We start from the raw sequence: 23,303 nt of genomic DNA, 5'->3' as shown, positions 1-23,303 counted from the left end.
GTTAGAGTGCGACCGCTCTTTCGCCTAACTGTCCTGCTAATAATTTAAGTTGATCAAAATTAACTACCTGAATGGCTCTGGGCTGTTTTAGTGAGATCAGTTGTTGTGCTGAAAATGCCACAAGTTTCCGGCTCAGAGTTTCAGGAGTGGTTCCAATTAAAGATGCTAAATCTCGTTTAGTGATAGGTAATGTAAATTGATTATTCGTTATGTCTAATTTCTCGTAAAAAAGTAATAAAACTCGCGCTAATCGCTGTTCAACATCCATTAAACTTAATAAGCTCATCCATTCATCGGCATGAAAAAGTCTATTATTTAAGGCATTAATAAAATGAACGGCCATCGTTGGATTATATTTTAACGTATCTAAAAAAAATTTTTTGTCTATAGAACAAATAATTGTTTCATCAAGTGCTTCCGCATCTGCGTAGTGATCTTCGTTTTGTAGTAGCGCAAATTGTCCGAAGAAATCTCCTTTAAATAATAACCGTAAAATTTGTTCTTTTCCCTCCTCTGAAACTTTAGAAAATTTGATTAGACCACTATTGATAATGAAAAGAGTTTCAGAGCGTTCTCCTTCTCTAAAAATAAACTCTCCTTTTTTATAGCAACGACTTTTTGTAACACTTTGTAGGATTGTAAGATCCTTCGTGTTCATTCCCTGGAAAACAGGTACGATGCTAAAACAAGAAACATTATGATTACAGTTTGCTGTACAACACATATACATTCCCCTTTAATCAAAAGTTAAATTAAATAATTCTTAAGCTTGTATAATATACTGTAGACTAAACTCTTAGATTTCGAAGTGATATAAATCATTATTAAGGTAATTTCCAGATTAGCAGTGTTTAATTTATATTTACCTTCCAAAAAGTGCTAATATTATGGTAGAAGGTAAAGGGAGGATTTACATACAAATGTTAAAGGAAATTATCTCGATCAATATCGGCAGACCAATTGTAATTGAATATAATGGAAAAGAACTAAAAACTGGACTATATAAAAAGCAAATCTCAGAGCCTATATATTTAGGGAAAATAAATTTCGCTGGTGACGCGCAGGCAGATCTTATACATCATGGCGGTGAAGATAAAGCTGTATGCGTGTATCCATATGAGCATTATATATATTGGGAAAAAGTTTTAAATAGAAAACTTGATAACGGGGCATTTGGAGAAAATCTAACAGTAAAAGGCATGGTAGAATCGTCTGTGTGCATAGGCGATATATATCAAATAAGTGGGGCAAAAGTGCAGGTTAGCCAACCAAGGCAACCTTGCTTTAAGTTAGCTAATCGCTATGGTGATCCACAATTAATTGAAAAAGTCCAAACTACAGGCTATACAGGCTATTACTTTAAAGTGCTTGAAGAAGGCTGGGTAAATCCTAATGACACTATTGAATTATTAGAAAAACATCATCTGAACATCACAATTCAATTTGCAAATAACATTATGCATCATGATAAAGAGAATAGAGATGCGATTCAAGAAATTTTAGCAGTTGATTCACTTTCAGCTAGTTGGAGAGAGACGTTAACTAAACGATTGCTAGAGTAGTATTAGTTTCTAGTGCTAGGATAGAGATGGCAATACAATTACTAAAGTTGGGAGTAGGAGCCACCTATACTATCGAATTTGGTTCATAGTACGAATACGGGGGAAAAATAAAATAATACTAAGAATGGCCTTGTTCCAAGCACCATGATTGTTATGTTTTCTAATGATAAGGGGGCGAACCTGTTCATGCCAAGTTTTAATGTAGATTATTTTATTCTTTTATTTTCCCTGTTTCTACTTTTAGGTGTTCTAACAACTAAGTTTTCATCGCGGCTAGGCGTCCCTGCACTGGTATTGTTCATTATTCTAGGAATGGTGATGGGAAGTGATGTGCTCGGGATAATTTATTTAGATAATCCAAATATCGCTCAATTAATAGGTGTAGTGGCTTTAATTATTATTTTGTTTGAAGGTGGACTTCAAACAAAATGGTCAACAGTAAAAAAAGTAGTTTATCCTTCTTTATCACTTGCGACAGTTGGCGTTTTGATAACAACATCAATTGTCGCAACGGCAGCTAGGTTAGTTTTAGACGTAGGTTGGTTAGAATCTTTTCTAGTAGGAGCCATTGTTGGTTCGACCGATGCTGCCGCGGTATTTGCCGTATTGTCTGGCCAAAATGTAAAAGATAAGTTGTCAGCTACACTTGAAGCCGAATCGGGTACAAACGACCCAATGGCGGTGTTTTTAACTTTGTCTATTATTCAATTGCTGACGAATGAGCAAGCAAATGTCTTTCTATTAATCGGATCATTTTTCTGGCAGATGACGGCCGGGGTAGTTATTGGCTATTTCCTTGGAAAAATTGCAACGATATCAATTAATAAGATTGCACTAGATTCAAGTGGTCTTTATCCTGTTTTTGCACTAAGCTTTGCTATTTTAACTTATAGTTTAACGGCATTAATGAATGCAAGTGGATTACTTGCAGTTTATGTTGCAGCACTGATAATTGGCAATAATGACTTAACTTATCGGCATTCGATCCTTCGATTTAATGAAGGTTTTGCGTGGATGATGCAGATTTTGATGTTTGTCATACTTGGGCTACAGGTATTTCCTTCTCAACTAATGGATTGGGACTTAATTTGGCGTGGCTTGTTATTAGCACTAATTTTATTAGCTGTTGCTAGACCTGTTGCAGTTTTAATATCTATCCCATTTTTTAAGTATAGCTTAAATGAAAAAATCTTCATATCATGGGCTGGTCTAAGAGGCGCAGTTCCAATTGTGCTAGCTACATTTCCAATGATTGCAGGTGTTAAGCATAGTCAATTGATTTTTAATATCGTGTTTTTCGTGGTAATGACATCTGCACTAATTCAGGGCTCAACGATTCCCTGGCTTGTTAAGAAATTAGAGTTAAGTGGTCCAGCAAAACCAACCTCACCTCACACACTAGAAATTGTATCGATAGGTAAGGCTAACGCAGAAATTGTAGAATTTATTGTAAACGAGGGTCATAATTTAATTGGTAAGGAATTAAAGCACATACCTTTACCAGAAAAAGTATTAATAAATGCAATTATAAGAAGCAATAAACTCGTAACTCCCGTAGGTGATACTCGGATTAATGAAGGTGATATTCTCTATATTTTAACAGACAAAAAAAGCAAAAAAGAACTTAAACAACTATTAAAATAAAATAAGTCAAGTCGTTAATATCACCACTTTAAAAAGGATAGCTAACAATAGATATGTTTATAGGAAGTAGGAATAAACGATGAAATTAAGTATACTAGACCAAGCCCTAGTTGTATCCGGGAATTCCCATAAACAAGCACTGCAAGAGGCACTGTGCTTAGCACAGTGGGGAGAAAAATTGGGATATACAAGATATTGGCTCGCAGAACATCATGATATAGCTGGATATTCTTGTCCAGCACCGGAAGTGATGCTAGGGTATATTGGTGCACATACAGAAACTATTAGATTAGGCTCTGGTGCGGTTTTACTTCCACATTATAAGCCTTTTAAAATTGCTGAAACATTTAATTTACTAGCTACATTATTCCCCAATCGAATTGATGTTGGTATTGGTAGAGCACCGGGCGGATCTGCTGAAGTTACGATGGCACTTTCGGATAACTTTTTAGAAAATGTTCGCAAGATGCCGGAATCCATAAAAGAGTTACTGTATTTTCTAAATCATAATTACCCAGCTGATCATATGATTTCCAAGATTAAAGCGTCCCCACTTCCTGACATTCCTCCTCAACTATGGCTGCTCGGGACAAGTGAAAAAAGTGCTAAAATGGCTGCAGAAAATGGAACAGCTTATGCATTCGGTCAATTTATGAGCACCAAAAACGGCAAGGATATTATTAAGAATTATGTTGAAAACTTTAAAGGGAATAGCTCTTTAAATCAGCCGAAAACTATTTTAGCAGTTTCTGCAATTTGTGCTGAAACAGAAGATAAGGCAGAACAATTAGCTCGAAACACTTATTTGTGGTACATACAATCTTCTAAAGGAGAAATTACACAAGGCATACCTACGCTCGAGGCTGCACTGCAGTATTCATATACTCCTGCTGAACAGGAAATGATCGATAAAATGAGAAATAATATGATAATCGGAGATCCTATAAGAGTTAGGGACAAATTACTTGAGTTGCAAAAAATCTATGAGGTTGACGAACTTATGATTATCACGATTACACATAGTTTCGAGGATCGGAAACGCTCATATGAGCTAATTGCAAAAGAATGTTTATTTTAAAATATTTGAAAGAACGATGGAGGGATAGTATGAAGTTTAATAACGAATTAAACGAAACCATAAGCTTATTGCAAAGTCATACATCGATTCGTAAGTATAAGAATGAGAAAATAACAGATGAAACGCTAAAAGAATTGTTATATACAGCCCAACATGCTGCTACTTCCCACTTTGTTCAAGCTTATTCTGTTATTCATGTAACCGACCAAGACAAGAAAGAGAAAATTGCAAAGCTTTCAAAAAACGAGCCGCAAATTTTATCAGCACCTGTTTTACTACTTTTCTGTGCGGATATGAAACGCTTGGAATACGCCTGTAAAAAGCAAGGCACCACCATTGACCATGATACAGCTGAAAATTTTATTGTTGCCTGTGTTGACACCGCATTATTTGCGCAAAATTTTGTTGTCGCTGCTGAAGCATCGGGATATGGTATTTGCTATATTGGCGGCGTACGTAATGCTCCTGAAGAAATTAGTAATGTCGTTGAGTTGCCAGATAAAACTTTTCCATTGTTTGGCATGACTGTAGGAGTACCAGATGATAATCAATGGGTTAAGCCGCGTTTGCCAGTTGAAGCGATTCTTCATGAAAATACCTATGATGCAAATAAATACGAAACACTTATAGATGAATACGATCAAGAACTAGCAACTTATTATAGAAATCGTTTATCAAATAATAAAGACATGAATTGGTCTAAGGGTATGAGTGATTTTTTATCCAAACCTCGAAGACCTCATATGAAGGATTTTATTGCCACCAAGGGATTTCATTTTAAGTAATTAACAAATTTGTAGGTAATCTCTCTTTTGTCACTTTGTAGATTTGGCTAAATGAGAGATTTTTTTGATTAAAAGTTTAAGAAAAGAATCACAGACAAAAGTAGAGTTTCCTCTTCAAAAGCCTTGTGAAGATGTATTTGCTTGAAATTTCTTTCTGGAACCCCTTCATCGGCATTATGAAGAGGTATTAGGTTGAAATTCACTTGTGAAAAGCCCTTCATCGGCTTTATGAAGAGGTATTAGGTTGAAATTTAATGTGGAAACCCCTTCATCGGCCTTATGAAGAGGTATTAGGTTGAAATTCACATGTGGAAAGCCCTTCATCGGCATTATGAAGAGGTATTAGGTTGAAATTCACATGTGGAAAGCCCTTCATTGGCTTTATGAAGAGGTATTAGGTTGAAATTCACATGTGGAAAGCCCTTCATTGGCTTTATGAAGAGGTATTAGGTTGAAATTCACATGTGGAACCCCTTCATCGGCTTTATGAAGAGGTATTAGGTTGATTATTTCCTGAACTTCCTCTTCATAAGACGGTAAAGATACTTATATCGATAACTGTTGAAAGATACCAATAAACTTGGATGTATATATCAATAACTAAAAATAATTCTTATCAAACCACCACCCACAGTATCAGTAATATACTCAAAAAGCCTAAACTTCATAAAAATTCTACAGGTGATCAGGCTTTTCTACTCTCAATCTTTACTTATTAAATCAAATTACGCTGCTCCGCCGCAAAACATTAGTTGTACTTGGTTACGTTTCTGCATGTAATCTCCATCGTTTAACAGTTAAGCTTAAATTCATTTACAGCAACAAATTCGATTAAATTAATGGCTACTTTAATGGTTTCTCCAATTCATTCCGTGTCCCCTATTTTTAAATGTAGGAAAATTAAAGAAAGGTTATAAAAATTAAAAATATTTGAGCAACATGGTATGATTAATCTAAGAAAAGGTAATTAAAACCTAATTATCATTAAACATATACATTTCGGGAGGAATCATAATGGTTAAACCATTAGAAGGTGTAAAGGTATTAGAGTTAGGAGTTCTGATCGCAGGCCCTTTTGCTTCGCGCTTAATGGCTGATTTTGGGGCAGAGGTTATTAAAGTTGAAACGCCAAAAAAAGGTGACCCGATACGAAATTGGAGGATGGTGCACAATGGCACATCATTATGGTGGTATGTTCAATCACGAAATAAAAAATCGATAACGTTAGATCTAAAGTCAACAGAAGGACAAAATGTGATTAAAAAGCTAATTGAAGAGGTTGATATCGTTATCGAAAATTTTCGTCCTGGTACACTAGAAAAGTGGGGAATCGGCTATGAAGATTTAAAGAAAATTAATCCAAAATTAATAATGGTACGAATTTCAGGTTATGGACAAGACGGACCATATAAGGATAAACCAGGCTTTGGAAGTATTGGCGAAGCCATGGGAGGAATTCGTTATTTAACAGGTTATCCAGATCGTCCGCCAACAAGGGTTGGTATTAGTTTGGGTGATTCTGTTTCTTCACTTTATGCAGTGATAGGAGCACTAATGGCCTTAAGGCATCGTGATGTCAATAAAGGGGAAGGCCAAATCGTTGATGTTGCACTTTATGAATCTATCTTTAGCTTAATGGAAAGTATGGTTCCAGAATATGATAAGTTTCACCACATTCGTGAACGGACTGGTAGCATTTTACCAGGAATAGCGCCTTCTAATATTTATTTATCTAAGGATGGCAAATATGTAGTGATTGGAGCAAATGGTGATAGTATTTATAAACGGTTAATGATATTAATGGACCGCAAAGATTTGGCTGAAGACGAATGTTTTCAAACTAATGAAGGTCGAGCCAAACATATGGAATATATAGATGGAGAAATTGGTAAATGGACGAAACAATATGAGCTACAAGACGTCCTACAGCTTTTAGATCAATCTGGAATCCCAGCAGGGCCTATTTATAATATCGAGGATATGATGAAGGATCCGCATTTTCTTGCACGAAAAATGTTTGAAGATGTACAAGTAGAAGGGTTGGGTAATCTTAAAGTACCTGGAATTATTCCGAAACTAAGTGAAACACCGGGCTCAATTGATTGGGCAGGTCCGAAACTAGGTGAACATAACGAAGAAGTTATTAAGAAATTGGCAGGTTTAAGTGATGAACAGTTTAATAAGTTAAAAGAGTTGGGTGTGATCTAGTAATGAAATTGTGCCATAGGGTCTGAATTAAACATTGGAATTTTTCAGATGCACTAGCACTAGGCAGTCATTTATAATGAGGGGGAAAAACATGAAATTACCTAATAAAGTTGAGATCGTGGAAGTGGGTCCTCGTGATGGATTACAGAATGAAAAGAAGTTTATTAATACAGAAAATAAGGTTAAGCTGATTAATCTATTAAGCGAAACTGGAATTGAACGGATGGAGGCTACTTCATTTGTTCACCCGAAACATGTGCCACAGATGGCAGATGCGAGCGAGGTTATTCAAAATATAGAAATGAAAAAACAAATTCAATACATGGCTCTGATTCCAAATGAAAAAGGATACCTTCGTGCGGTTGATAATGGAATAAGTGCTTTATCATTAGTAGTTGGTGCAAGTAATACATTTAATGAAAAAAATGTTCGGATGTCGCGTCAGCAATCAATGGAAGTATTAAAAGATGTTATTTTACAAGCGAAACAAAATAATATATTTATTCGCTATAATATATCAACAGCATTTTGGTGTCCTTTTGAGGGGGAAACAGAAAAGGACATTGTTCACGAAATGGTTCAAAGTGTAGATGCATTGGGAGTAGAGGAGCTGACTATTTGCGATACCATTGGCAAAGCAAATCCTAAACAAGTCTATGATTTATTTCAAGAAATTGTAAAGCTCCCACTAAAAGCGAAGATTACTGCCCATTTTCATGATACATATGGTATGGCACAAGCTAATGTCATTGCAGCTCTTGAAGCAGGTGTAACCAGTTTTGATGCAGCTGTCGGTGGATTAGGAGGGTGCCCATTTGCTCCTGGCGCGGCTGGTAATCTTGCTACTGAAGACTTGGTATTTATGCTACATGAAATGGGAATTGAAACCGGTATTAATTTAGAGAAACTGCTTGAATGTGTTGCATTTGTAAAGCCGTTAACAGATCGTAATTTAACAGGCCATCTATATAAAGCTTTAAATGGCTAGATTCGTATATGAAACATCTTAAGCCTTAATAAAAGATGAATAATACTTGACTAGGCATAGATGATAAATTGGTAAAACAATTATCATCTATGCCTAGTTTTTATGTTAAGAAAAAGAGATTTTCAAATATTCACTTTCTTTATTTCAAATTTTTATTCTATTCGTAAAACTGACTAGACTTGTTTTTAATCTTTCATTTATATTTAGAATCAAATGGGGTTCCATTTATGAAAGGGGAGGAAGCCTTATGGATAATATTCATGAAAGAGTACTAGCACTTGCCGAAGGGCCAATATGGAGAATGTTTGGGGTACATGTAAATAAAGGAAATGATGGCGTTTGTGAATTAGAATTTGAAGTAAAAAAAGAATTCACCCAATCATATGGCTCCTTGCATGGAGGTATTATTGGAACAGCGCTGGATATGGCAATGGGTGCTGCGGTTACGACTACATTAGATTCCAATCATTATAGCAATACAATTGATTTAAACGTAAAGTACCTTCGCCCGATGTTTGGGAAACGTTTAATTGTGAAAGCTTCAATCATAAAAGGTGGTAGGAGAATTACTGTTACCGGTGCAGATGCTTATAATGAAGAGGGAAAACAAATCGCAACTGCGAACGCAAACTTTATGATCCTTGAGAAGTAAATACATTAAAAAGATATCGCTTATCGAAAATATAAAATCAAAAGATTATAAAAGTAAGAGAATAAGATTTTAAAACTATAGAGTGAAATTATAGCTTAATATATTATTAAGAGTTCTGAAAATTATTAATTTACAGAATCACAGCAATTATTCTTTACTATGAAATGTTGTAAACGCTCTATATTAAGTACTACCTAATCTGTAATAATTTTCGACAAAATTAATAAAGGAGGAACTAAAATGGATGGAAAAGGAAGTTTAAAACTTGAGGCTGGAATTGAACAAGCGTGGGAAGTATTATTAAATCCCGATGCATTGAAGGCTTGTATTATGGGTTGTGAAACATTAGAGCTAGTTGAAGAAAATAAATATGCAGCAAATCTTTCAGTGGGAATTGCAGCAGTTAAAGGTGACTATACATCGACTATAGAAATAACTGATGTACAAAAACCAACTCACTATCGACTTATTGTTAAAGGTGAGGGCGGTCCAGGTACTGTACAAGCTACGGCTGATATTGATTTAACTCAAGAAGATGAAAACACAACTGTTTTAACTTATACGTACGACGCAGAAGTTGGCGGGAAAGTTGCAATGGTTGGTCAACGTATGCTTGGTGGTGTAGCAAAGTTAATTATCAAAGACTTTTTCAAGAAATTTGGTAAAGAGCTAAAAAAAAGAGAAGCACTTAAAAATTAATAATAAATTTCGTTAAAGCGCTTTATTGAAAACGCTTTATTAAATAAACTACGAATTTGGTAGAAAGGAGCCGAAAGATGAATCTAAGTACTATATTTGATTTTGCTGTAGATCGATATCCTAATAAAGTTGCAATCGTTCAACATGAAAAAGCCTATACGTACTTGCAATTTGAGGCTGAAGTACTAAAGGTTGCTGCATCATTGCAAAAGATTGGAATTAAGAAACAAGATAGAGTAATTATACTTCTAAAAAACAGAGTTGAGAATGTTGTAATCTATTGGGCTCTTCAAAAATTGGGTGCAATTTATACTCCTATCAATTTCCGCTTATCTACAAAAGAAGTTGAATACTGTGTAAATGACTCGGAGGCAGTTGCTGTAGTATATGAAGAAGCTAGTAAAAGTTCAGTGTTAAACGCGAAGTTCAACGTTAAACCAACTTTAATTGGAATTGAAGACGTTGAAGGTGTCGATATTTCCTACGACGAGCTTGTTACAAGAAGTCCTGGTTCGTTTGAAAGACCAAAAATAAACGAAAATGATATTGCTATAATGTTATATACTTCAGGTACTACTGGGAAACCAAAAGGAGTACCAAGAACACATCGGAATGAATATGGTGCAGCTATGGCCCATGTGGTACAAAACCAATATACATTAGGTGAAAGTACACTTGGTACTATGCCGCTTTACCATACAATGGGAATGCGTTCGCTGTTATCGATGGTCATTTTAAATGGTAAGTTTGCTATATTACCAGATTTCGATTCAGAGGAAGCTTTAAAGATATTAAGCACTGAAAAAATTAGTTGTGTATATTTAATTCCGACTTTATATCACGACATTTTAACTCATCGCAATTTTCACAACTATGATTTATCTGCCTTAAAAAAGATTGGATATGCTGGTGCTCCGATGACTACAGATTTAGTCAACAAATGCATGCAGTTACTCAAGCCAGAGGTCTTTGTTAACCATTACGGTTCAACAGAAGTATATACTTTCTCTATCTGTCCTCATGTTCCAGATAAACCTGGTAGTGCAGGTAAAGCTGGTTTGCATCAGCAGATTAAAGTTGTTACAGCTGCTGCAGATGGCAGTTCAACACCAAACGATGTAGTGGGCAAAGGCGAAGTAGGTGAAATCATCGTAAACCTAGAATCTATTGAGGCTTTCAAAGGATATTGGAATCGTCCAGATGCAACAGAAAAAGCAATTAGAGACGGTTGGTATTTTACAGGGGATCTTGGTGAAATCGATGATGAAGGTGATTTATTCGTTGTCGGCCGCGTAGACGACATGATTATTTCTGGCGGTGAAAATATCCATCCGGTCGAGGTCGAAGATGTGCTTACACTTTATGATAAAGTTCATGATGCAGCTGTTATTGGTGAACAAGATGATCGTTGGGGCCAAATCGTTGTTGCTTATATAGTGCCAACTGATTCAAGTTTAACAATCCAAATGTTAGATGAGTATTGCAAGAACAACCCTAAGCTTTCTAACTTTAAAAGACCAAGAAAATATGTTTTTGTGAACGAAATTCCAAAGAGTCCAGTAGGTAAGATGCTTCGTCGGAAATTAAGGGATGGCGAATTTGAGCTTTATGAAGAAAAGGTTTTGAAATAATAATACTCAAAGGAGATAGATTACATGACTATAACAAAAAACACTTACGATCATATTAGAGTAGAGAAAAACGTTGAGAAAAAGATAGCAACGATCGTTTTAGATCGACCTGAAAAAATGAACTTTATCAGTATGCTAGGCCGTAAACAAATCTCTGAAATTTTCGACGAATTGAATGTTGATGATGATGTAAGAGTAATTGTCATTAAAGGTGAAGGCGACGTTTGCTTTTGTGCAGGTGGCGATATTCCGGAGTTTATGGTACCACATCAAGAAACAATTTCACATCTTGCAGACTATGTTGCAGCACCAGAACGTTCACCGAAACCTGTTATTGCACAATTACAAGGTTATGCATTCGGTGTTGGTTTAGAAATCGCGATGGCATGTGACTTCCGTATTGCTGCAGAAGACACGCTATTAGCATTGCCGGAAATGAATCTTGGGATGATCCCAGGTAGCGGTGGTACACAACGAATTGCAAAAATTGCTGGTCTAACAAGAGCTAAAGATATGATTATGAGAGCACGTAGAATTCCATCAGATGAAGCATATCAATGGGGCTTATTAACACAAGTTGTGGCTAAAGAAGATTTAAGTAAGACAGTTGAGGCTTTAGCAGAAGAGCTAATCCGTTTTTCACCAGTTGCGCAAAAAGTTGCAAAAGAAGTTTTAAATGCAGCTGAAGACACAAATATCAGTGCAGGTATTAAACTTGAAGGTAAGGCTTATGGTCTATTACGTACAACAGAAGATTTTAAAGAAGGCGTAGATGCGTTCGTTGAAAAGAGAAAACCAAACTTTACTGGAAAATAGTATAGTACGACTCCTCTACTTTTAGTAGAGGAGTAGTCTAACTAAGTTTTTTATTTTTATTAAAAAAACACTTATTTTGATATAGATTTTGGAAAACGCTTTCAAAATAATAGTGCAATAATTTATAAGGTATCTATAAAATGTATCTCATGTTTTAATAAAACATGTATAGGGCTTGTTTTACCAATGGATGTTAGAAAATTTCTAATATATAAAAAACAATAAGGGTGGTAGAAAATTATGAAAAAAGGTATTTCAAAAAAATTATTACTATTTATCTTTGTAATTATGCTAGCTTTAGCAGGCTGTTCGCAATCAGCTAGTGAAGGTGCACCTAGCAATGAAGGTGATTCATCTTCAAGTTCTAGTGGTGGCTCAACTGCTCTAAAGATGGCAACTCTAGCTCAAGGTGGTGCTTGGTATGTATATGGTGCGACAATGGCAGAATTGCTTCATAAAAATGTAGAGCAAATCGAGAGAGTTGATGTCCTACCTTATTCAGGTGGACTTGGAAATATTAAAGTTGTTGATCAGGGAGAAGCAGAACTTGGACTTACATTTACTTTAAATAATCGCTGGGCTGTTGATGGAAGCGTTGCTTATGATAAAAAATATGAAGATCTGCGAGTATTAGTAGGTGGACTTGATAAATATTATGTAGGTATTTTAATGTCAAATTCATTTATTGAGAAACATGGAATTGAATCAATTGCTGATATTAAAACAAAAGAAATTCCAGTACGACTTCTTACTTTAAACAAAGGTAGTCAAGGTGAGTATGCAGCAATGCAGATTATGGAAGCGTATGGAATGGATTATGAAACAATTCAATCATATGGTGGATCAGTTGAGCATACGTCTTTCGACGTTGTTAAAACACAAATTCAAGATGGAAAAGCAGATATGTTTATTCAGGTTATGACAGAAGGTCACCCGACATTTGCTGAAATTGCACTTCAAACTCCTGTTACATTTATGGATGTAGAAGATGAGTATAGAGATAAATTAAAGCAATTTGGTTATGCGAAAACTGTATTCCCTGCAGGAATCTTTGAAGGACAAGATAAAGAAATCCAAGCACTTGGATTAACTACAACACTAGTAACAACAGCTGATTTATCAGAAGATCTAGCCTATGAAATTACTAAAACTCTTGCTGAAAATACAGATGCACTTGCTGCAGGTCACGCAGGCTTAAGTGTTTATGATCCACAAGCAGGAATTACCGAGGATGCTACAGGCGGGGTTGAACTTCACCCTGGTGCAGCAAAATATTATAAGGAACAAGGCTGGATTGAGTAACATCATAAATCATATTAAAAAGTAGGCTGGCTAAAAAGAACATACAATCACAAGTCAATTCATAACACTAATTTCAGTTTAGTGGATGGTGAATTGACTTGTGTGGTTGGTTAACAGATGTTTTAAGGCAGCCTTCTTTGTTTGAATTTAAGTAACAGATAGGAGAGGGTATTTTTGAGAAGTACTATGACAGGTGGTCAAGCAATTGTAGAAATTATGAAAGAAGAGGGAATTAATCATGCTTTTACTGTTCCTGGTGAAAGTTTTATTCCAATTCTAGATGCTTTATATGATGAAGAAGATTTTCAGTTAATATCGAATCGACATGAAGGTGGAGCGGCACTTATGGCAGAGGGTTACGCTAAGGCATCAGGTCAAACTGCAGTTGTAATGGCAACACGTGGAGTTGGAGCAGCTAACCTTTCGATTGGTATTCACACAGCAAAAGAAAATTCAACGCCAATGGTTGTGTTCTTAGGTCAAGTGAAAAGCTCATTTCGTGGCCGAGAAGGTTTTCAGGAAGTAGATCTTGATCGGTTCTTACATGATGTGTGTAAGTGGACAGTAGAAATTAATGATGTGAACAGAATTCCAGAATTTGTGCATCGTGCCTTTCGAATTGCAAAGAGCGGACGTCCAGGACCAGTAGCTGTTTCATTACCTGAAGACATTCTAAAGCAAGTGGCCCCTTTAAAGATTAATAAAAAATCAATTAGACCGAAGCCGAGACCATCTTCGGAAGAAGTTGCAGAATTCTATTCTATTTTAAGCGATGCAAAAAAACCTTTAATTATTGCAGGGGCTGGAGTTATTCTAGCAAACGCTGAAAGCAATTTAGTAGAATTTGCTGAAAAACTCCAAATTCCTGTTGCAGCAGCATTCCGCCGCCATGATGTTTTTCCAAATAATCATCCTTTATATGTAGGTCATTTGGGAATGGGTACGTTTGAAGGGATTCAGGAAACAGTACGACAGGCAGATACAATCATTGCAATAGGTACTCGATTTTCTGAAATCACAACGCAGGGCTATTCGATTATTTCTGAGGAACAAAAGATTATTCATATTGATATTGAATATACAATGTTAGGGAAAGTATATGAACCAACATTAGGTATTGTTTCTGACGCAAACGAAGCATTGCTTTCATTGTTAAACAATGAAGTAACTGTACCAACAACGTGGAAACAATGGACTGCGGAACGAAGAAATGTATTTAACGAAATTACATTTATCGAAAAAGAAAATAATGAAGAATATGTAGATAATACGCAAATTATTCGAACGTTACAGGACATGCTCCCGCCTGACACGATCATTGCAAATGATGCCGGAAATTTTGCAGGTTGGTTGCATAGCTATTATAAATTTAATGCACAAAAATCTTATATTGGCGCAACATCTGGGGCGATGGGTTATGCGTTAGCAGCAGCCATAGGTGCCAAATTGGGGCAACCGCATCGACCTGTAGTATCCCTATCTGGTGATGGTGGTATTATGATGACCATTCAAGAGCTAGAAACAGCAGTGCGTTATAAAGTTCCGTTTATATCATTGATATTTAATAATAATATGCATGGTTCGATTCGAATGTTTCAAGAAATTAGTTACCCTTTCCGTGAAATTGGTACATCCTTAGGAAACCCGGATTATGTTGCTTTAGGTAATTCTTTTGGTGTATTTAGTCAACGAGTAACATGTGATGCAGAGTTTGAAACAGCACTAAAAAATGCACTGGATTCCAATAAACCCTCGCTTATCGAGATTGTTTGTAACCCCGAACAAATATCGGTTCAATCCACGATTACGAGTATTAGAGAAAAAGCAACTGTGAAATTGTAATATACAAAATGAAATCTAATCTTCAGGAGGGTGAAAAATGAAACGATTATATATTCCAGCGATACTTGCAATTTGTTGGTCATTATTTCAATTATATACAGCTGCGTTCGGGGCTTTTCCATCAATAGTCCAACGAGCAATTCACGTATCTTTTGCACTTTCATTAACATACACATTAGTTCCATTAGCTAAGGATAAGAAAAATTCAATCTTAAAGGTGATTGATGCTGTTACAGTTCTATTGCCAATTATAATTTGTGCATATGTAATTTTTCATGCAGACCGACTTAGTACAAGAATATGGTTTGTTGATGAGGTATTACCTTTAGATCTATGGTGTGGTATTTTATTTGTACTTCTATTACTTGAAGCATCTAGAAGAACAGTAGGTAATGTCATTACATTACTAGCTGTAATTTTTATGGCGTATGGCTTTGCGGGCCCTTATTTAGGTGGATTAATTAGTCATAGAGGGTTAGATGTGAGCCGGATGGTAGAATTATTATTCCTCTCTCCAGATGGAATTTTCGGAGTACCAATCGGCGTGTCTACTAATTATGTATTCTATTTCATTTTGTTCGGTGCATTCCTAGAAGTTTCGGGTGGAGGTAAATTATTTATCGACATGGCTTTTAAGATGACCCGGAAATCGAAGGGTGGACCAGCCAAGGCCGCGGTAGTATCGAGTGGATTAATGGGTAGTATTAGTGGTAGTGCCGTTGCAAACGTAGTGAGTACAGGGATTTTCACAATTCCGTTAATGAAACGTGCAGGTTATTCTAAAAAAGATTCAGCTGCTATTGAAGCGTTGGCTTCTACTGGTGGACAATTAATGCCACCGATTATGGGAGCGGCAGCCTTTTTAATGGCAGAAATGATCGGTATACCGTACGTTGAAATTATTTATGCAGCATTAATACCTGCGTTGCTATATTATGTATCGGTGTTTATATTTGTTCATTTAATGGCAGCAAAAAACAAGCTTGACATTAACATGGACGAATTAGAGGAAACAAAAGAAAAGCTGTTAAACCGAATACATCTTTTACTACCAATGGTTCTCCTTGTAACCTTAATATTTACTGGTTCAGCGTTATCGACTGCTGCGTTTTGGGCGATCGTCAGTGTATTTGTAGTTAGCTATTTTAGAAAAAATACATTCTTGAAACTAAAGGATATTGTTTCTGCGTTAGAAAGCGGAGCCAATCAAGCTGTAAAAGTAACCATTCCTTGTGCGATTGCTGGAATAATCGTTGGAGTTATTGGGTTCTCAGGTTTAGGATTAAAATTCACTGGATTAATTGTTCAATTATCATTTGGAAATCTTATTCTTGCACTAATTCTTGTTGCGCTCGGTTGTATCATTTTAGGTATGGGTATGCCGACAACGTCAGCATATATTATGGCAGCTATTTTACTTGCACCAGCGCTTCAGGAGTTTGGAATTGAACAAATTGCGGCGCATATGTTTGTCTTTTATTTTGCTGTATTATCAATGATTACACCTCCTGTCGCATTGGCTGCATATGCAGCAGCAGGAATTTCAGGCGCTACAATGAATGAAACAGGTTTTAGAGCATTAGTCGTTGGTGCAGGCGCATTCTTAATTCCATTTGTGTTTGCTCTAAACCCAGGGTTATTAATGATTGGTGGCTTTGGGGAAATTGCTTGGGTGACATTTACTACATTATTAGGTATTTGGGGATTAGTTGCGGCAACTGTTGGGTATCTATATACAGATATGTCAAGGCTTATGCGGATTATCATTCTCATATCAGCTATTACGATGATTATTCCTGAATCTATCTCAGATATAGTCGGGATCGTATTATTTGGTTTCGTGCTCATAACCCAACGCACACGTAATCGAAACTATGTAAGCAAGGAAATTGCTTCATAAAAAAATGCAATAAAAAACAAAAAAAATAAAATATTAAAATTTTCCTAGTAAATTTTTAATAATAAAAAAGACATTTTCCCCTTAGCAAACCTTGGTTTTACATAATTCCAAGTTTTAGTGGTGGAAAATTGTCTTTTTTTTGATTATTATGTAAAATAACAATATATTGAAATAAATTCTATGTAGTATTTTGTCAAATCACGCTTTTAAATTTTTGTTTAAAGCATAAAAATTTTAAAAAAATAAAATAAAATTTTAAAACACAAGTCGTTTAGTATCAACTATAGTTATAGTAATAAAAGAACTTGGCGAAAAATTAAGAATAATTTTTAATTTTGAGGAGGAGTGCACTTGGCTGAAATATTAATCGTTGATTCAGATCGTGAAAGTAGGCAGCATATTCGTTCGATCATTGAAAGTAGTCATTATAGTTTCTTATCAATTCATGAATCAAATAATGCACACAGAGGGGAAATGTTGTTAAAACAATCTAAACCAACAGCTTTAATATTGGATGCTTCTTTGCCTGATAAAGATGGTTTTGAATTTGGAAAATTAGCAAAACAAATGTACCCTGACCTCTCAATTATTATGGTCTCACAACTGAAAATGTTTGAAATGGTTTATGATGCTATAAATGCAGGTTTTTCTAGTTATTTATTGAAACCGCTTTCCAAGGATGAGTTATTAAGTGCCTTCGATCGCGTGATTAATCCAAGCATTGTTAAGGAAATGAGCCGTACTATGCAAAAAACATCTGAAGAATTCGTCACTGACTTAAAAAAGCCAATTGAGAGTGCGATTCGGTTTATTCAGTTGAACTATGGTGACCAATTAACATTAAAGGATATGGCTGATCTAGTATATTTAAGTCCATCATATTTTAGTAAGTTGTTTAAAGAAGAAACTGGTACAACGTTTGTTGAATACTTATCGTGGATCAGAGTTCAAAAAGCAAAAAGTATGTTAAGGATGTCTTCCATTCCAATTGATGTTATTGCAAATAACACAGGTTTTAAAAATTCAAGCTATTTTTCAACAATCTTTAAGAGAGTTGAAGGGAAGACGCCTTCTCAATACCGTGATCAATTTTATTGGAAGCAAAAAAAACAACAAATAGTCTAACATCAGTCGACAGGGGGGATCGAAGTGTTAGAAATACTGAATGAAATTCGTAGATGTAAAAATCATAATCTTAAAGGAATTCTAGCCACGATCGTTTCTGTTCAAGGATCGACCTATCAAAAGGAAGGCGCAAAATGTTTCCTTAGTGAGGATGGGAAATTAACGGGGTTACTAAGCGGAGGTTGTGTCGAAAATGACATAACAGAGCATGGCAAAGAAGTTATTGAAACAGGGCAAGCAAAACGGATATATTACGATTTCCGTAATGATGGTGATAGTATTTGGGGATTAGGTCTTGGCTGCAATGGTGCTATGGACATCTTTTTAGAACTGTATGATCCATGTGATGAAGAAAGATCCTCCAAAATTGAAAATATATTCTCGATCAACAAACCGACATGGGTAGCAACAATTACTAAATCAAATGATAGTAAGATGGTAGGAGAAAAGTATTTTATTAATAGTGAAAACCAGCTTAACGAAATATGTACGACGTTTCCAGATATAAAATCTGCTTGTTCCGGTAAAAACTTACCTGAAAGAGCTCAGCTCTTAAGCATATCTGAAGATCATAGGAATATTGAAGTATTTTTAGATTACTTGGAACCTGTCCCAACATTAGCTTTATTTGGAGCGGGGCCAGATGCAGTCCCTGTGGTAGCGGCGGCAAAAGCAATCGGATGGCGGGTTAAAGTAATTGATCACCGTCCAGCATACCTTACAAAGGAAAATTTTCCTCAAGCAGATGAATTATCTTTAATAAAACCAGGGCATGTACCAGATGTAGCAATCGATGAAAATACGTATTCAGTTATTATGAGCCATCATTTTCTACAAGATCAATTAGCCTTAGAAAAACTGTTGCTTTCAAGTGCCGCGTATATCGGTATTCTCGGTCCAAAAACTAGAACAAACGCATTACTAGAACCAACCTTAATGAAATATAATAGTGAAAATCTAGATTTAACAAGAATATTTAGTCCAATTGGGTTAAATATTAATGCGAAAACACCTGGAGAAATTGCGCAGAGTATTATTTCCGAATTAATAGCTGTTCACAGGAAAAGCAATCATGTACACAGCTTAAAAAAGAGTGAAACAATAAATAACATCGAAAGCAGTAATAATTACAAATATCAATTGCACTTGTAAGGTATCTGATTTTCTCGGTACAAGTAATTATATGTAGTTTAGTTTCTACATTCATATTTAAGATTCATAGATGACATTATTAAGTATAGTAGAAACATAGATGTCATCATATAGAGGAGGTTAAATTATGAGCAAGTCAATCGGCCAAGCTTTAACAAGAGTAGAAGATAAAAGACTTCTAACAGGCCAAGGGAAATATATCGATGATTTAGGAACAACACGTGATACTGCACATGCAGCAATATTAAGAAGCAGCTATCCGCATGCGAAGATTATTTCAATCGATAAGAGCGAAGCTGAAAAAATAGAAGGTGTAAAAGCGGTTATTACAGGGAAAGATATCGAACCACATGTCCGTCCCTTTAGTGTTGGTGTAACCGCACCAGTTGAATACTATCCGCTGGCTATAGAAAAAGTTCGCTATGTTGGCGAGCCTGTTGCAATTATTGTTGCTAAAAATCGCTATGTGGCTGAAGATGCATTAGATAAAATCGTTGTAAAATATGAGGCATTAGAACCAGTTGTTGATATCGAGAAAACGATTGAACCGACGGCACCAATTTTACATGAAAAAGTAGGATCAAATATTGCAAATAATCGCCAATTTCATTATGGGGATGTTGAGAAGGCATTTAATGAAGCTGATCGCATTATAAAGCATAAATTCCATTTCCCTAAGTATACAGCGACTCCAATTGAAACATACGGGGTTATTGCAGATTATGATTCTGCTCACGATCAATATACAGTACACGCAAACTTCCATGGTCCATTTGTTATCCAAAGCATCATGGCGGGATCGTTAAAAGTTCCAAGTAATAAACTAAGAATTATCGTGCCAAAAGATATTGGCGGCAGTTATGGAATAAAAGCAGGTATCTTCCCGTACATTGTTCTTTGCTCAATTACAAGTAAATTAGTAGGTTGTCCTATTAAGTGGATAGAGGATCGCCAAGAACATTTATCATCAAGTGCAAGCGGTACAGACAGAGTTTCTTACCTGGAAGCTGCAGTTATGAATGATGGAAAAGTAACAGGTTTACGATTAAAGTTAATCGATAATGTTGGTGCATATATTCGGGCCCCTGAACCTGCTTGCTTATATCGAAATCATTCAAATACAACGGGTGCATATGATATCCGAAATCTAGAAATTGATGCTTATGCCGTAATGACTAATAAATCACCAACAGGCTTAATTCGTGGATATGGTGGTCAAGAGCATTACTTTGCATTGGAACGATTAATGCAGATTATTGCAAAAGAACTAAATATGGATCACTCTGAGGTTATTAAAAAGAACCTAATTAAAACTGAACAATTTCCATATACAACTGCTGCTGGCGGTATATATGATAGCGGCGATTATGAAAAAGCATTTGAAATGGCTCTAGAAACAGGTAAATATCAAGAATTCCTTGAAAAACAAAAAGTAGCAGCCGAAAATGGGAAACTATTAGGGGTTGGCCTTGCTTGTATTGTGGAACCTTCTGGCTCGAACATGGGTTATATAACAATTGCGTTAACTCCTGATGAGCGTGCTCGTTCACCAAAATCAGGCTGTGCTGAAGCAGCTACCGTTTCAATGGATCCTCTAGGTAGTGTTAACGTAAGAATTAGTACAACTCCTTCAGGTCAAGGGCATGAAACAGTTGCTGCGCAAATCGTATCGGATATATTAGGTATCCCGAGAGAAAGCATCAATGTTGTTGCTGAATTAGACACATCAACAAGTGCTTGGTCAATTGCATCAGGCAGTTATTCAAGTCGATTTGCTTCACTAGGTTCAAGTGCAGTATTCTACGCGGCGCAAAAGGTAAAAGCGAAACTATTGAAGATAGCTGCCAATGAATTTCAAACAGAAGAGGCTAATCTTGAAATAGTTGATGGTAATTTTGTAGTAAAAGATAATCCAGAAAAGAAACTTTCTATTAAAAGAGTAGCTGGTTTAGCACATTGGAATCCGTTATCATTACCAGATGGTATGGAACCTGGTATTTATGAAACGTATTATTATACCGCTAAAGTTGCAGAGGCACCAGACGAAAACGATATGATCAATTCATCAGTAACATATGGATTTGTAGCCGATATGGTTACGGTGGAAATCGATCAAGATACAGCAGAAGTGAAGATTATTGATTATGTAACAATCCATGACGCTGGTAAACTATTAAATCCATTAATTGTAGACGGCCAAATTATGGGTGGTCTTGCACACGGATTAGGTGGAGCATTATATGAAGAACTAGCATATGACGATAAAGGCCAATTTCTAACAGGGTCATTCATGGATTATCTTGTTCCGACTGTAACGGAAATGCCAAAAGTTACAATTAAACATCTTGAAACGCCATCGCCATTAACTCCGCTTGGAGCTAAAGGATTGGGTGAAGGAAATACGATGAGCGCACCGGTAGCAGTTTCTAACGCTGTTAACAATGCATTAGCACAATATGGTGTATCGGTTGATCAACTGCCATTAAGTCCAAATCGAATTTGGCCGATATTGGAAAAAGTGAAAAATAAAGTGAGCTTGTAAAGGGGGGAATCACTTTGAAACCATCTAAATTCGAATTTTATCAGCCTAAAACTGTGGAAGAAACTTTGCAATTACTTGAAGATATGGGAGAAGACGCTAAGATTATCGCAGGCGGACAAAGTCTGGTACCAATCATGAACATGCGACTTGCTACTCCAAAAAATTTAATTGATATTAATAGATTAGTAGATTTAGATTTTATTGAAAATGATGAAACAACATTAAGAATTGGTACGCTTACTCGTCAAAGCAGGGTAGAAGAATCAAGTATCGTTCGAAAATATGCCGGATTATTAAGTGAAGCGGTTCCTAATATCGGCCATATCCAAACAAGAAATAGAGGGACTGTCGGCGGTAGTGTTGTCCATGCAGATCCAAGTGCAGAAATTCCTCTTTCATTAATGGCTCTAAATGGAGCGGTTAAAATTTCTTCTGTAGATGAAGAAAGAATCGTAGAAGCAGGGGACTTTTTCATCACGTATCTAACAACGGATATTATGCCTACTGAGATGTTGACAGAAGTTCACATTCCTATCATTGGAGGAAGACAAGGCTACGCATTTACGGAGTTCGCTAGAAAGCATGGGGATTTCGCGCTTGTTGCAGCAGCATGCCATTTAACAATTGATGATAGTGATAATATCGATACAGTACGTCTTGTTCTTGGCGGAGTGGAAGCAATTCCATTTTTAATAGAGGATGCAGAAGAAGAATTAAAAGGCGAAAAGATCTCAGATACATTACTAGATAAGATAGCAGATATTGTAGCTGATGAAGTCGACCCAGAATCAGATATTCACGCTTCGGCGGATTATCGTAGACATTTAGCGAAAATTCTTACAAAACGTACATTACAACAGGCATACAACAGAGCAAGGGGGTAATGAAATTGGGGAATCAGATAGAAGTAACAATTAATGGGAAAAGCTATCGTGAAGATGTAGAACCTCGGATGCTATTAAGTGATTTTATAAGAGATGTATTAGGATTAACAGGTACACATGTAGGTTGTGAGCATGGTGTTTGTGGTGCTTGTACAATACAAGTTAATGGCAGTGCGGTCAGAAGCTGTCTAATGTTTGCTGTCCAAGCAGATGGATCAGAAATTAAAACAGTTGAAGGGCTTGCGAAAGATGGAGAGTTAACAGATTTGCAACAAAATTTTATGGAATGCCATGGGTTACAATGCGGATTCTGTACACCTGGTATATTGATGTCAACAGATGATTTCTTATCTAAAAATGAAAACCCATCAACACAAGAAATTAAAGAAATGCTTTCAGGTCATATGTGCCGTTGTACTGGTTATGATGGCATTGTAAAAGCTGTAGAAAAGACAGTTAAAGAAAAAAATAAGGTGAATGCTTAAGCATTCAC

The 23,303-nt window shown here is 36.0% G+C and carries 19 protein-coding genes; 18 read left to right on the top strand and 1 reads right to left on the bottom strand.

Annotated elements, in window-relative coordinates:
• Nucleotide 1: 1 nt before the first annotated feature.
• Nucleotides 2-724 carry a Crp/Fnr family transcriptional regulator gene (locus C1724_RS13320; RefSeq protein ID WP_102347254.1) on the bottom strand — a complete coding sequence of 241 codons (723 nt, stop codon included), beginning with the start codon at nt 722-724 and terminating at the stop codon, nt 2-4.
• Nucleotides 725-920: 196 nt separating this feature from the next.
• Here C1724_RS13320 and C1724_RS13315 point away from each other — a divergent pair, with 196 nt between their 5' ends.
• The 18 genes from C1724_RS13315 to C1724_RS13230 all read left to right on the top strand — a co-directional run bounded on the left by C1724_RS13315 (nt 921) and on the right by C1724_RS13230 (nt 23,295).
• Nucleotides 921-1,562, top strand: a complete 642-nt coding sequence (locus tag C1724_RS13315; protein WP_102347253.1) for an MOSC domain-containing protein — start codon at nt 921-923, stop codon at nt 1,560-1,562.
• 186 nt (nt 1,563-1,748) lie between these two features.
• Nucleotides 1,749-3,206 (top strand): potassium/proton antiporter, encoded by a 1,458-nt coding sequence (locus C1724_RS13310; protein WP_102347252.1) that lies wholly within the window; start codon nt 1,749-1,751, stop codon nt 3,204-3,206.
• A 79-nt stretch (nt 3,207-3,285) separates the two neighbouring features.
• Nucleotides 3,286-4,284 carry an LLM class flavin-dependent oxidoreductase gene (locus C1724_RS13305; protein ID WP_102347251.1) on the top strand — a complete coding sequence of 333 codons (999 nt, stop codon included), beginning with the start codon at nt 3,286-3,288 and terminating at the stop codon, nt 4,282-4,284.
• A gap of 29 nt (nt 4,285-4,313) precedes the next feature.
• Nucleotides 4,314-5,069, top strand: a complete 756-nt coding sequence (gene nfsA / locus C1724_RS13300; protein WP_102347250.1) for an oxygen-insensitive NADPH nitroreductase — start codon at nt 4,314-4,316, stop codon at nt 5,067-5,069.
• Between the two features lie 1,014 nt (nt 5,070-6,083).
• Nucleotides 6,084-7,277, top strand: a complete 1,194-nt coding sequence (locus C1724_RS13295; RefSeq protein WP_102347249.1) for a CaiB/BaiF CoA transferase family protein — start codon at nt 6,084-6,086, stop codon at nt 7,275-7,277.
• 91 nt (nt 7,278-7,368) lie between these two features.
• A complete protein-coding gene (locus tag C1724_RS13290; protein WP_102347248.1) occupies nt 7,369-8,265 on the top strand; it encodes a hydroxymethylglutaryl-CoA lyase in 897 nt (298 codons plus the stop codon).
• A 247-nt stretch (nt 8,266-8,512) separates the two neighbouring features.
• Nucleotides 8,513-8,917, top strand: coding sequence for a PaaI family thioesterase (locus tag C1724_RS13285; RefSeq protein ID WP_102347247.1), 405 nt, complete (start codon nt 8,513-8,515; stop codon nt 8,915-8,917).
• A 240-nt stretch (nt 8,918-9,157) separates the two neighbouring features.
• Entirely contained in the window at nt 9,158-9,616 is a 459-nt protein-coding gene (locus C1724_RS13280; RefSeq protein WP_102347246.1) for an SRPBCC family protein, read from the top strand.
• Nucleotides 9,617-9,693: 77 nt separating this feature from the next.
• Nucleotides 9,694-11,247 carry a class I adenylate-forming enzyme family protein gene (locus C1724_RS13275; protein ID WP_102347245.1) on the top strand — a complete coding sequence of 518 codons (1,554 nt, stop codon included), beginning with the start codon at nt 9,694-9,696 and terminating at the stop codon, nt 11,245-11,247.
• Between the two features lie 24 nt (nt 11,248-11,271).
• Nucleotides 11,272-12,063 carry an enoyl-CoA hydratase/isomerase family protein gene (locus C1724_RS13270; RefSeq protein ID WP_102347244.1) on the top strand — a complete coding sequence of 264 codons (792 nt, stop codon included), beginning with the start codon at nt 11,272-11,274 and terminating at the stop codon, nt 12,061-12,063.
• 240 nt (nt 12,064-12,303) lie between these two features.
• A complete protein-coding gene (locus C1724_RS13265; RefSeq protein WP_102347243.1) occupies nt 12,304-13,365 on the top strand; it encodes a TAXI family TRAP transporter solute-binding subunit in 1,062 nt (353 codons plus the stop codon).
• 186 nt (nt 13,366-13,551) lie between these two features.
• Entirely contained in the window at nt 13,552-15,207 is a 1,656-nt protein-coding gene (locus C1724_RS13260; protein WP_102347929.1) for a thiamine pyrophosphate-dependent enzyme, read from the top strand.
• Nucleotides 15,208-15,244: 37 nt separating this feature from the next.
• Complete coding sequence (locus C1724_RS13255) at nt 15,245-17,107, top strand: TRAP transporter permease (RefSeq protein WP_102347242.1); 1,863 nt, start codon at nt 15,245-15,247, stop codon at nt 17,105-17,107.
• 351 nt (nt 17,108-17,458) lie between these two features.
• Complete coding sequence (locus C1724_RS13250) at nt 17,459-18,232, top strand: helix-turn-helix domain-containing protein (RefSeq protein ID WP_102347241.1); 774 nt, start codon at nt 17,459-17,461, stop codon at nt 18,230-18,232.
• A 24-nt stretch (nt 18,233-18,256) separates the two neighbouring features.
• Nucleotides 18,257-19,384 (top strand): XdhC family protein, encoded by a 1,128-nt coding sequence (locus tag C1724_RS13245; RefSeq protein ID WP_102347240.1) that lies wholly within the window; start codon nt 18,257-18,259, stop codon nt 19,382-19,384.
• Nucleotides 19,385-19,511: 127 nt separating this feature from the next.
• Nucleotides 19,512-21,926, top strand: coding sequence for a xanthine dehydrogenase family protein molybdopterin-binding subunit (locus C1724_RS13240; protein WP_102347239.1), 2,415 nt, complete (start codon nt 19,512-19,514; stop codon nt 21,924-21,926).
• 14 nt (nt 21,927-21,940) lie between these two features.
• Nucleotides 21,941-22,810: an FAD binding domain-containing protein gene (locus C1724_RS13235; protein WP_102347238.1), complete on the top strand. Its 870-nt coding sequence runs from the start codon at nt 21,941-21,943 to the stop codon at nt 22,808-22,810.
• A 68-nt stretch (nt 22,811-22,878) separates the two neighbouring features.
• Complete coding sequence (locus C1724_RS13230; protein ID WP_374703461.1) at nt 22,879-23,295, top strand: (2Fe-2S)-binding protein; 417 nt, start codon at nt 22,879-22,881, stop codon at nt 23,293-23,295.
• The last annotated feature ends 8 nt before the right edge of the window (nt 23,296-23,303 follow it).

Origin of the sequence: Bacillus sp. Marseille-P3661 (assembly GCF_900240995.1) — a bacterium.
Lineage (GTDB): Bacteria > Bacillota > Bacilli > Bacillales > Bacillaceae_J > OESV01.
Note: the sequence above shows the minus strand (reverse complement) of the source record. Positions and strands in the feature narration are given on the sequence as shown.

Excerpts from the sequence above, each read along its gene's own strand:
- C1724_RS13320 (WP_102347254.1), bottom strand. The coding sequence starts at position 724 with ATGTGTTGTACAGCAAACTGTAATCATAATGTTTCTTGTTTTAGCATC.
- C1724_RS13315 (WP_102347253.1), top strand. The coding sequence starts at position 921 with ATGTTAAAGGAAATTATCTCGATCAATATCGGCAGACCAATTGTAATT.
- C1724_RS13310 (WP_102347252.1), top strand. The coding sequence starts at position 1,749 with ATGCCAAGTTTTAATGTAGATTATTTTATTCTTTTATTTTCCCTGTTT.
- C1724_RS13305 (WP_102347251.1), top strand. The coding sequence starts at position 3,286 with ATGAAATTAAGTATACTAGACCAAGCCCTAGTTGTATCCGGGAATTCC.
- nfsA (WP_102347250.1), top strand. The coding sequence starts at position 4,314 with ATGAAGTTTAATAACGAATTAAACGAAACCATAAGCTTATTGCAAAGT.
- C1724_RS13295 (WP_102347249.1), top strand. The coding sequence starts at position 6,084 with ATGGTTAAACCATTAGAAGGTGTAAAGGTATTAGAGTTAGGAGTTCTG.
- C1724_RS13290 (WP_102347248.1), top strand. The coding sequence starts at position 7,369 with ATGAAATTACCTAATAAAGTTGAGATCGTGGAAGTGGGTCCTCGTGAT.
- C1724_RS13285 (WP_102347247.1), top strand. The coding sequence starts at position 8,513 with ATGGATAATATTCATGAAAGAGTACTAGCACTTGCCGAAGGGCCAATA.
- C1724_RS13280 (WP_102347246.1), top strand. The coding sequence starts at position 9,158 with ATGGATGGAAAAGGAAGTTTAAAACTTGAGGCTGGAATTGAACAAGCG.
- C1724_RS13275 (WP_102347245.1), top strand. The coding sequence starts at position 9,694 with ATGAATCTAAGTACTATATTTGATTTTGCTGTAGATCGATATCCTAAT.
- C1724_RS13270 (WP_102347244.1), top strand. The coding sequence starts at position 11,272 with ATGACTATAACAAAAAACACTTACGATCATATTAGAGTAGAGAAAAAC.
- C1724_RS13265 (WP_102347243.1), top strand. The coding sequence starts at position 12,304 with ATGAAAAAAGGTATTTCAAAAAAATTATTACTATTTATCTTTGTAATT.
- C1724_RS13260 (WP_102347929.1), top strand. The coding sequence starts at position 13,552 with ATGACAGGTGGTCAAGCAATTGTAGAAATTATGAAAGAAGAGGGAATT.
- C1724_RS13255 (WP_102347242.1), top strand. The coding sequence starts at position 15,245 with ATGAAACGATTATATATTCCAGCGATACTTGCAATTTGTTGGTCATTA.
- C1724_RS13240 (WP_102347239.1), top strand. The coding sequence starts at position 19,512 with ATGAGCAAGTCAATCGGCCAAGCTTTAACAAGAGTAGAAGATAAAAGA.
- C1724_RS13230 (WP_374703461.1), top strand. The coding sequence starts at position 22,879 with ATGCTATTAAGTGATTTTATAAGAGATGTATTAGGATTAACAGGTACA.